This is a genomic window from Candidatus Harpocratesius sp. (assembly GCF_054039255.1).
This window is the reverse complement of record NZ_JBPLBG010000061.1, coordinates 22,944-33,684: the sequence shown is the minus strand read 5'-3', so window position 1 is coordinate 33,684 and position 10,741 is coordinate 22,944. Positions and strand designations below refer to the sequence as shown.

Genomic DNA, 10,741 nt, shown 5'->3' with positions numbered 1-10,741 from the left:
CCCGGAGCTTATCGCAGCTTGTCACGCCCTTCATCAGATACTAAGCCGAGACATCCACTATGCAGCGTAGGCGTATGGACCTTAATCAGGAACGAGCCCTGATTACTTATCAGAGACGATATGTCTCTATTTACTCCATTACGCGTTATCTTCCATAAAATTACGGTTATTTGGTTTACACAAATTAATTTAAAATAGGGAAGAGCTATTGAAATCATACTACATTGTCCGTATTAACTCAATTTGAATTATACGAACAAAATTTTGCCATGGGACCAATGCACATGCTTAATGCATGTTGAGTAAAGCATTCAGAATTCATTCCTGCATTCTAATCCTTCGATTAGTTCTCAAATGAGATAATGAAGAAATCTTTCCAATGTTTTACCCAAATACCCATATGAGTCGAGATATATGCTTTAGGCAATAGTTGTCAAAGCAATATCCATTTTTGTAGGGTATTGAGTTGGTAAAGTGTTAAGTCAAGATGACTTCACACAAACTATCTAAGGTTTTACTCCTATTTAACCTTTATTTTCGATTTTAGACAAAATTTAAATAGAAAGATGCAGAGAAAGGCATGAAAACCATTTAATTTAAGATTTACGTCATAAATTTCTGACTCCAACAGCTTAATTTGTCTTATAACATAAATGTACATAACTCATTAATTCGCGGAAATATGTTTTTTTTCATAATATTTCCATTTTTTTTTTTCTAATTAATCAATTTTTCTTTTAGTTTTACCACATTTCTTAAACATTACATTTAATTATATTTTTCTTTAAGAAAATAATATGCAACTTGAAAGAATATTTGTTATCGAATCTGATACAAAAAAATTTAGATCAAATCTTCTTAGTAGTTTATTTATTTCATTTATCTATTCAATAATTTATGGAATTTTCGAATATTTTATTGTTTATACCTACGGTAATCTTATAGACAGAATAATCCCCCCCCAAGTTAATTGGGCATTCATGTATTTAGGAATTATATTTCTTCTTTTATGGAAAACCAATAAAAAATGGGATTTTACATTAATGGGTTTATTTTTTATGATAATATTCGAAGATATTATATATTGGACTTGTTACTGGATAGATACAGGTATATTTCCCTTTCCTGCTGTTGATTGGTGGGATATTTATTTGGCATCATTTCGAATTTTAGGAAACTTAGGACAACCTATTTCATTTCCTCCTTATTTTCCACTGTATTATATACCTGGTTATTTCATGATTTTTCTTTATTATCTTCTCTCTCTTCGAGGATCATATATTTCTCGCATTCTTAGTTGGATATTAATACCAATATTTAGTGCGGTAATCATTGGAGCTTTCTATAATAATGATTTATATGCAATTATTAGCGTTTATGGAATTATCTTGTCATCATATTCTGGAATTGGCATTTTAGCAATAAAAAGGTACATAGAATTGAAAAAAGGAAAGATTAATGAATTTTTTTTATCTGAAGATTCCAAAAATAAAACTTCTGATCGTCTAGTAAAAGAATAAGAAATAGAGAGATAATCTTAAAACTATTAATCACTCTGATTTTGAATCTGTATTTATACCACTCAATTTTTGAAAAACTTTGTACAATGCTTGAGTTCCGAGATTTTCAAGTCCCGAAGCCATAGCACTCATGTAAAATTGGTGAGCTAAAGCAAGTCCTGGTAATGAGATATTCATTCGTTGTGCTTCCTTTAAGGCAATACCCATATCTTTCACAAAATGTTTAATAAAGAAACCAGGTTCGAAATTATTATTAACAATTCTTCTTCCTAAATTGTTAATAGACCAAGAAGCTGCCGCACCTTTACCGATTACATCAATAACTTCATCCAAATCATTTCCTGCTTTATATGCATATAATAATGATTCAACAACACCGATCATAGTAGAAGCAATAAGGATTTGATTGCTCATTTTTGTATGTTGTCCCGCGCCAGCAGTTCCCATATACTTAATATTTTGCCCAAAAATTTGAAAAATTTGAAGGACTAAATCATAAGCTTCTTTATCACCTCCAACCATAATAGCCAGTGTTCCATTACGCGCTCCAATATCACCCCCTGAAACAGGGGCATCTAATGCTAAACACCCATGTTGATGAGCACGTTCAGATATTTTTTGAGCAAGATTTGGTTCTGAAGTGGTCATATCAATAAGAATACTTTGAGGTCGAATGCCTTGAAAAATACCATTTTTAGAAAAGTAAATTTCTTCAACATCATGTGGATAACCAACCATTGTAAAAATAATGTTACTATTTTGAGCCACTTCTTGAGGAGAGTTACACCATTGTGCCCCTTTATCGATTAATAATTGTGCCTTATTTTTTGTTCTGGTAAAAATTGCAACAGAATATCCTTTATTTATCAGATGTAAACACATTGGAGCCCCCATTACTCCTGTTCCAATCCAACCTATATATTTTGATGAACATTCATTTTTATTTTGTGATGATCTATTTGATCTATTTGATCTATTTAATATATTTGACATAATTTTAGATATACTAAATGAAAAATAAATTCGTTGGTTAAAATTAACTTTTATTACCAATAAAGACCAAATAACATTAACAAGTTTAATATTTAGTTGTTTGTGATACAATAAAATTGCATGGATTGATTAAATTGAATAATAATACAAAGAAAACCTTATTGGCTCGAAAATATTCAGTAAAAGAAAAATTCATTTGGTCTATGGCTGCCTTTGGCAGTGCAATGATTTCTAATAGTTATGGTGCATTATTTAATGTATTCTATATCGATATTATGGGTGTTGGAAAGAATCTTATTACAATTGCAATGATCTTGTACGCAATTTGGAATGCTTTGAATGATCCTCTTTTTGGATTCCTTTCAGATTCTACAAAGGGAGAGAAAGGTAGACGAGTACCGTTCATGAAATTTTCTGCTCCTTTTTTAGCGCTATTTTTTATCACATTGTGGCTTGTTCCTCCAAATTGGCATGAAATCGCTAAATTTTGGTGGATGTTATTAGCGATATTATTATATGATACTGCATATACAATTGTTGGATTAGTATATTCAGCATTATTACCAGAAATTACAGAAGACGAAGCAGAACGCGGTTCTCTTCAAACATATTCTTCAATTTTTGGACTATTTGGAACAATTCTTGGATTTTTAGTTCCTGGTTATCTACTTCCTGGAGAAGAAAATACAAGTTTAGTTCCTCTTTATATCGGCATCGTAGTGATCGGGATTGTTGGGGGTATTTTTGTTTTAATAACTGCAATGTGGGTTAAAGAGCGACCTGAATTTACTTTAGTTGATGAACCCCTTAATCTACGAGATTCTATTAAATTCACTTTTAAAAGTAAATCATTTAATATCTTGGTTGCAGCCAATTTTATGTCCATCTTAATGCAATCTTTAGTTGTAGGATCATTATTTTTCTTAGCGGATTATGTTCTTCAGGTTGATTCAATGTTTGTTTTAATTGCACTCTTTTTAGGATTGATTTTAGGAGTGTTCTTTGCAAATTTATTGGCTAAGCGAATAGGAGTTGTTAAAGCTCAACAGATCCTTTTAGTGGTTGGAGGAGTTGCATTATGTTCAATTGTTATTGATTCTAATACTTTAATTTACCCAATCTTGTTTATAGCAGGATTTGGTTTATCGGGCCCCCAAGTATTAACAAATGTGCTCTTTGCACAAGTGGCAGATGAAGATGAAATAAATTCAGGAGTTCGTCGGGAGGCAATGTTTTTCGGTGTAAATGCTTTAATTACAAAACCTGCCCAATCCTTAGCTACAGGAATAGTTGCTTGGATTTTAGCTTGGGCAAATTTTGTAAGTCGTGAAGAAAATAATGGACAGATAAAACTTGATCAAGATCCAAAAGTATTCTTGGGAATTCGGTTATTCGTGGGAGTTATACCTGGAATAGTTCTTATTATTGGGGCAATAATTCTCTGTTTTTACCCACTTAAAGGGGATTATCTAAAGACAATTCAAACAAAGGTTCTTGAGATCCATGCTGAAAAAGAAAAAAAACTCAAAGAAACACAATAAAGATCTGATATATTTCCAACTTCAAACTAATTCGCACCCCCAATTTTTAGTATATTAAGATCAAAATCCAGAACTTTTTTTTTATTCAGATGATTTATGATAGAGATTTAAATTTCATTGTTTGACTTGGTGTGGATAAGTGCGGATAAGTTTTTAGGGTTAACAAGCAATTAATCACCAAAATAGAAAGAACATTTAGACCTTACAAAAAAAAATATTTAATATAAATCATAATCTCTACACTTAAATTATTAAAGACAAAAAAGTAAAAATAGGGTAAAAAACAACCTTACTTTTCTCTTTTTTATTTTTGCATCATTTTTTTTTTAGAATAATTTGTTGAAATGTGTTGTATAGTGTTTTGATGAAATCATCTGAAATATTCCCAATTTCGATAATAGAATCTATTTTTTTCATCGTATTTAATTGAATATCCGAGTGATCATCTGAAAATAAAAGAAATGGTTTTGAAATAATCATATTTGCAATTCTTTCCATTGGATTTTTAAATATATCAAAATTCTCGATATTTTTAGCTGCAAGAATGATGTACAACCTATTTTCTTCTTCAGTTAAAATTTGATAAGCACCATACTGTTCTCCGTTATGTTCTAACTGAAAATAACCATCAATATTCATTCCCAGATAATTGGCATAGATCTGCATGAGAGTTGCTGGTGAGATTTCAAAATTAAAAGGAAATTTGCCGAGAATTCGCGGTCCTGCTCGTTCATCCCAAACCATAATACAAATCCATGAAATCTCTGGTTGAGAAGATATTGGCTTAGAAATAGAAGATAAAATCTCCTTAGTATACAAATTGAATAATTTGATCATATATCTTTTTCTATCTCTTCGCAAATTTCGATACCACCGATATTCCCGTCCTCTAAATGTAAACTGAATCGGCATGGCATCTGGCCGTTGGATAGGTGTACGTCTTTTTTTATTCATAATTCAAATGCAATAAATGTAAGAATTTAAAGATTTTGAACAATGACAAATCTTGGAAGTTTTCTATTAATTCATTGGGGTTGAATCGATAATATATCTCTGCTATTTTATAACAACATGATGAAAAATTTTAAAAAAGAACTCTTCACTTCAAAAATTGATTGGTTAGAACAGATTAATCAACTTAATTCATTCCCTCTTCCAGAAATACCTAAATCTCTTAGGTTTTTGAGGTATATTCCTCAAAACAAAAATTATTCAGGATAAAAGCGATCACACAATTTTTCTACTTTCTGAGCAAATTCAGATGAAACTTGTTTCACTTTATAACGTTCTCTTGTTGGATTAAAAGCAGGCAGATGTGAGATTAAACTTAAAATTCGATTGAATATCATAGATCCAATACTTGAATTCATGGAATCGCCATTTTTTGTTTTAATTAGAGTGTTATCTGTTGAAATTTCTGTTGTATTGTAATGAACTTTAAGATTTTTTGAAATACGGCGATACCTTTCTGCATATTTCCATGGTCCCAACTGTTTCCACCAAAAATTCACTTTATCTATTGAATAAAATAACATAATCCAACGAATAAACCACCATTGACTTCTATGTTGGAGAAAAGATTGTTTTCCTAAAGTTAAATCATTAAACGGCCACCAAAAATTAGGGTTTAATGTATTATAAAAATATAGATTTTGAATTGGTTTGAGTAACCGATCTTGACAAGAATGGAAAATATAATACATAATTTTTCCACAATTGATATGATCAGTTTGAAAGTAATACGCATAAAAAGCCTCAGGGGCAAAAATAATATCAGGTTGCAGTCGATTCAACCATGAAATAATCTTATTGACACTTTCTGAAGTAAACTTAAGAAAACCGTCAATAAATTCACCAAAAAATATCTTTTCAGGAGGTATTGCATTAATTTTTGCAGCTTTATGAAGTTCTTGAACACGAATACGTGCTAACCTGGGTCCAATCCAATTTTGATCAAAAATACCAAATTCTCCCTTTGTCAAACACAATATTCTTACTTCATGACCTTTTTGAGCCAAATAGCGAATTAAATTAGCACAACTGAATTCTAAATCATCCGGATGGGCACTCACGAAAAGAAAATTCATTTTTTATCAAAAATTCCAATAAAATTTATATACTTAATCATAGTAATTTGAAAATAACTAAATAATGTTTTGGGCTGGACTCTACAAAATTGAGTTCTAGCTTCCAAGAACCTTTGTTTTTTTTTGAATTAAAATAACACTTGGAAGCATCCTTACAAAAGAAACGGGATTTCAAAGATGAAAAAGGAACTTAGAGGATTAGGAAAACGATTACATCGACTGGATTTAGATTTATATAGAGAAAAAATACCTATACATGATCAACCAGGACAATTTTTAAGTGTTGTAGATATATTTCCAGAAGGAGCTAATAAATCCATTTTATTTGTTCATGGATTTGCGGGTTGTGCTGAAACTTGGGAATATCAAATAAATGCTTTTTTGAAATATCGTTTGTTGATCCCTGATTTAAGGGGACACGGGCAAAGTGATGCACCAGATTCTGATTATACAATGGAAGAAATAGTTACTGATTTGAATAATATCTTGCGAGAGCGAAATTTTCCAGATAAATTTATACTTATCGGACATTCTTTCGGAGGTTCAATTTGTGTTGAATTTGTATCAAAATATCCAGAACGTATAGAAAAATTAATACTTCTTTCCACAGCTGGAGAATACCCTCTATCAAAACCTGCTAAAATGGCAAATAAAATTCCCATATGGTTAATAAAACCTCTTTGGAAATACCGCCCTCGATGGAATGCTGAACCTCATGTATTGAAACGAATGAATATTAATAATATGCAAATTTGGAAAGGATGGGATCTTTTAGAAAAAATTAACGTTCCAACTTTAGTTATAACAGGGGCAGAAGATAGATATTTTCCTAGATGGGTGTTTGAAGATGTTTGTAAGAAAATACCTAATGCTGAAGTAATCAATATCGGAGCATCCAAGCATAAAGTCCAACTTGAAAGACATCGAGCAGTGAATAGAGCAATTGAACGATTTATCACTGCAGAATCTTCTAAAGAATTAAAATCTTGGCGTGATCAAGATATTCTGGAAGCAGGAATGCCAAATTTCCCATGGATCCGAAGTTATGGAGATCATACACCTTCTTTTATTCCAATTCCACGTAAACCACTTTTTAAATTTCTTGAAACAACAGCAAAATGGGTTCCGGATAAAATTGCAACTGTTTTTTATGATTCGACCATTAATTATGCAGAATTGGATAAATATGCAAATCAATTTGCCCATGCACTTCAAAATTTAGGTGTTGGAAAAGGTGATCGAGTAATGATTGTCCTTCCTAATATGCCACAAATGATTTTTTGTTATTATGGTATATTAAAGCTTGGTGCTGTAGTAGTGTTACCTAATCCTGATGCAGACACTCCCACGATCATTAGTCAATTAAAACAAACTCAAGCAAAAGTATTAGTTGTTTTAAGTGCATTCAGCGAGCTCGCTCATGTTATTTACGAGCAGGTACAAGTACATATGATTTTTACTAATATTCAGAATTATGTATCTGCTGAAGTATATCAACAGCTTATCCTTCGTTGGAAATTGGCAGGACTTATTAAAACTGGTGAATTTCAGGGAAAATTCGGATTAGATTTGGAAGATTTGTTAAAAACCTCATCAGTCGAACCATTGGATGTTAAAGTTATCGCTGATGATCTAGCTTGTATTCTATTTACGAGTGGAACTACAGACGAGCCAAAAGGCGTTCGTCTCTCACATTTTAACTTGGTTGCAAATGTTTTTCAAACTAGACATTGGATTCCTAAGATAAAATGGGGGCGCGAAACATTTCTAAACGTTCTTCCACTCAGCCATTCATACGGTATGACCATTACGATGAACTTGCCGATAGCAATTGGAGCAACCTTAGTTTTATTATCTGTTTTTGAATTAAAACAAGTTCTACATCACATTAAAAAATATAAGCCTACAATCTTTCCTGGTGTTCCTAGTATTTACATGGCAATTAATTCTATACCAAATATAAGACAATTCAGATTATCCTCAATAAAGGCATGTATTAGTGGTGCAGCACCTCTTCCTATTGAAGTACAGGAAGCTTTTGAAAAATTGACCCATGGACGTTTAGTTGAAGGATATGGTTTGACAGAGGCTAGCCCAGTTACCCATATTAATCCTTTTAAGAAAAGTTCAAAGGTTGGTAGTATTGGAATTCCTATTTCAAATACTCAGGCAAAAATAGTTGATTTAATTACAGGTGAAGATTTACCTCCAAATAAAATCGGTGAACTTGTAATTAAAGGCCCACAGATTATGCAAGGATATTGGAAAGCGAACAATAATTATGATAAAAGTTCAGGTTGTAAAATTAAAGATGGATGGCTTTATACTGGCGATGTTTCAGTAATGGACTCAGATGGATTCTTTAAAATCATCAGTCGTAAACGTGATACAATTATGGCGGGAGAATTTAGCGTGTTTCCCAGAGACGTGGAAGAGGTTCTCTATGAAAATAGTAATGTAATGGAAGCAGCAGTGGTTGGAATTGAAGCAGGACCAAATAAACAAAAGATTAAGGCGTTTGTTGTTCCACGAAAAGGAACAACGCTAACTAAAGAAGAACTGCTTGAATTATGCCATAGAAGATTGGAAGAATATGCGGTTCCATGGGAAATTGAATTTCGTGAAGAACTTCCAAAATCATTTGTAGGTAAAGTATTGAGAAGAATGTTAACAGAATAATTTCAATTTAATAATTAATTATATTGCTAAATTTTTATCCCATTTATTTTCAGCTCGAAGTCGATTGACAATTTCAAGTGCACGTTCTTTAAGTTTCAAGTAATCGGTTTTTGCCACTCTATTTAACGGAATTTCACCCGGATTTAATATTTCAATGTATGAAGGTCGTTTATAAGCAGCTAATTCTTTCAACTCTTCTTGAATTTCTTCTATAGTCAATTTTATTTCTGGAGAAGATTTTTCTACAAAAGCAATTATTGCTTCAGTGAAAACCTCATGCGGCGCACCCACTACAGATACATTTCCAACCTTTTTTTTGAAACGACTTTGAATAAATTCTTCCACTTCTGTAGGAAAAACATTGTATCCCTTTGGTTTAATAAGCAATTTGGCTCTTCCTGAGAAATGAAGACCCATTTCATCATAATATCCTAAATCTCCAGTATAAAGAAACCCATCTTTTGAAATGGTTTTTCTGGTGTTTTGCTCATCATTTAGATACCCCAGAAATATTTGATTACCCGAAAAGCAAATCTCCCCCACTTCACCTGGTTTTTTTTCTGATCCTGACATACCATTTTTTGTCATAGGTTCTCGAATACTAATGGGGCAAAGAGGCATATCGAAACCGACAGAACTTAAAATATCATCCACAGTTCCATCCAATGGAGTATATGTATTAAATCCTGCAGTTTCAGTTAAACCTAATCCTGTACCGAACTGAGATGCCATTTTTGATAGTTGTTCTAAAAATTTACGAGTAACGGCTTGTCCGCCATATAGTGCAAAGCGCAGTGAAGAAAGATCATATTGATTATAATTGGGAAGCCTCCATTCCATAGCAAATAATGCAGGAATTTGCCCCATCGCAGTAGCCTTATATTTTTGTATAGCATCTAAACTATGTTCAGGATTGAAAATGTGCAAAATTAGGGCAGTTCCACCACCATAAAGGGTCGTAGCTAATTGTTCTGTTGTGCAGCCAACATGAGAAGGCGGAAGATTTACCAACATTATATCTTTATGTGTTAAATCGAAAGCTACAGCAAGACCAATATTTTGAATTAGAATATTTTCACTACATAGCAATGCGGGTTTAGGATAGCCAGTAGAACCAGTTGTAAATATTATTAGAATTGGATCACGTTTTCCAACCTTCTTTTGAGCTTTGCGAACAGTACCTTTAATCAGTCCATTTATAATATAATTTTTTTTGATCCCCTTTGCAAATTCAGTAATTCCAATTGCACCAGGAACAATTAAGCCCGTTTCTTTTTGGAATTGGATAAAATATTTACAAGTTCCTCCATTTTGACTGCCAAATTTTTCTTGAATATGTGTAATTATTGGTCGAAAATCGACTACTTCTGTTTTTCCTAAGGTAAAATAAGCTTTTGGTTGAATTCTCTCAAAATTCCGCTCTACTTCATGTGATTTTAAGCGTAAATCCAATGGTGCAATAATCACTCCTATCCGAAAGCAAGCATACATCAAATAAATATGTTCCTTAAGTAATGGCAGAGAAGTGGCAATAACATCACCTTTTCTCAATCCCATGGCTAATAATTTAGCTGCAAATGCTTTCGTAGCTGTTGCAAATGCTTTCCATGTAATTTTTTCTCCCGTGTTATATTCAATAATAGCAATGTTATTAAGAATTTCTTTAGCCCATTTATCAATCCAATCGAATATCCTGGGATATTGTTTCAATTCCTTGTATTTTTCAAGGCATAATTTATCTTTTTCTGGGTCGCGCATATAGTTCACTTTTCTATAAATCTAATTTTTATTCTAATTAATATATAAAAAAAGGAATAATTCATGTGTTTGAGAAATCTCGAATGAATCTAATTACTCAGCGAATTAAAAGATTTAGCTTGATATTTTGAAAAAATAACATTATTATTAGGAAAATTCAAAT

General features: G+C 32.0%; 7 protein-coding genes. 3 read left to right on the top strand and 4 right to left on the bottom strand.

Annotation, left to right across the window (positions count from 1 at the left end; all coding sequences use genetic code 11):
* Positions 1 to 797 precede the first annotated feature (797 nt).
* Entirely contained in the window at positions 798 to 1,520 is a 723-nt protein-coding gene (locus ACXLDF_RS13700) for a hypothetical protein (protein ID WP_457559104.1), read from the top strand.
* A 30-nt stretch (positions 1,521 to 1,550) separates the two neighbouring features.
* Here the strand turns inward: ACXLDF_RS13700 and ACXLDF_RS13695 are convergent, their stop codons facing one another.
* On the bottom strand, positions 1,551 to 2,513 hold the full coding sequence (locus ACXLDF_RS13695) for an NAD(P)-dependent oxidoreductase (RefSeq protein WP_457559103.1): 963 nt from the start codon (positions 2,511 to 2,513) through the stop codon (positions 1,551 to 1,553).
* A 134-nt stretch (positions 2,514 to 2,647) separates the two neighbouring features.
* Here ACXLDF_RS13695 and ACXLDF_RS13690 point away from each other — a divergent pair, with 134 nt between their 5' ends.
* Positions 2,648 to 4,054 (top strand): MFS transporter, encoded by a 1,407-nt coding sequence (locus ACXLDF_RS13690; RefSeq protein ID WP_457559102.1) that lies wholly within the window; start codon positions 2,648 to 2,650, stop codon positions 4,052 to 4,054.
* Positions 4,055 to 4,369: 315 nt separating this feature from the next.
* Here the strand turns inward: ACXLDF_RS13690 and ACXLDF_RS13685 are convergent, their stop codons facing one another.
* Together ACXLDF_RS13685 and ACXLDF_RS13680 are read right to left on the bottom strand one after the other, a co-directional pair.
* A complete protein-coding gene (locus ACXLDF_RS13685) occupies positions 4,370 to 5,008 on the bottom strand; it encodes a hypothetical protein (RefSeq protein ID WP_457559101.1) in 639 nt (212 codons plus the stop codon).
* Between the two features lie 254 nt (positions 5,009 to 5,262).
* The gene (locus ACXLDF_RS13680) at positions 5,263 to 6,126 is read right to left on the bottom strand and encodes a PIG-L deacetylase family protein (protein ID WP_457559100.1); all 864 of its coding nucleotides are present in this window, start codon (positions 6,124 to 6,126) and stop codon (positions 5,263 to 5,265) included.
* Between the two features lie 192 nt (positions 6,127 to 6,318).
* Between ACXLDF_RS13680 and ACXLDF_RS13675 the strand changes: the two genes are divergently transcribed.
* Positions 6,319 to 8,820, top strand: coding sequence for an alpha/beta fold hydrolase (locus tag ACXLDF_RS13675; protein ID WP_457559099.1), 2,502 nt, complete (start codon positions 6,319 to 6,321; stop codon positions 8,818 to 8,820).
* Positions 8,821 to 8,838: 18 nt separating this feature from the next.
* On the opposite strand, the gene ACXLDF_RS13670 is transcribed toward ACXLDF_RS13675, so the two are convergent.
* Positions 8,839 to 10,578 carry a class I adenylate-forming enzyme family protein gene (locus tag ACXLDF_RS13670; protein ID WP_457559098.1) on the bottom strand — a complete coding sequence of 580 codons (1,740 nt, stop codon included), beginning with the start codon at positions 10,576 to 10,578 and terminating at the stop codon, positions 8,839 to 8,841.
* Positions 10,579 to 10,741 lie beyond the last annotated feature (163 nt).

Bases quoted from the DNA above. Each gene is read 5' to 3' on its own strand.
- ACXLDF_RS13700 (WP_457559104.1), top strand. From the start codon at position 798: ATGCAACTTGAAAGAATATTTGTTATCGAATCTGATACAAAAAAATTT.
- ACXLDF_RS13670 (WP_457559098.1), bottom strand. From the start codon at position 10,578: ATGCGCGACCCAGAAAAAGATAAATTATGCCTTGAAAAATACAAGGAA.
- ACXLDF_RS13675 (WP_457559099.1), top strand. From the start codon at position 6,319: ATGAAAAAGGAACTTAGAGGATTAGGAAAACGATTACATCGACTGGAT.
- ACXLDF_RS13695 (WP_457559103.1), bottom strand. From the start codon at position 2,513: ATGTCAAATATATTAAATAGATCAAATAGATCAAATAGATCATCACAA.
- ACXLDF_RS13685 (WP_457559101.1), bottom strand. From the start codon at position 5,008: ATGAATAAAAAAAGACGTACACCTATCCAACGGCCAGATGCCATGCCG.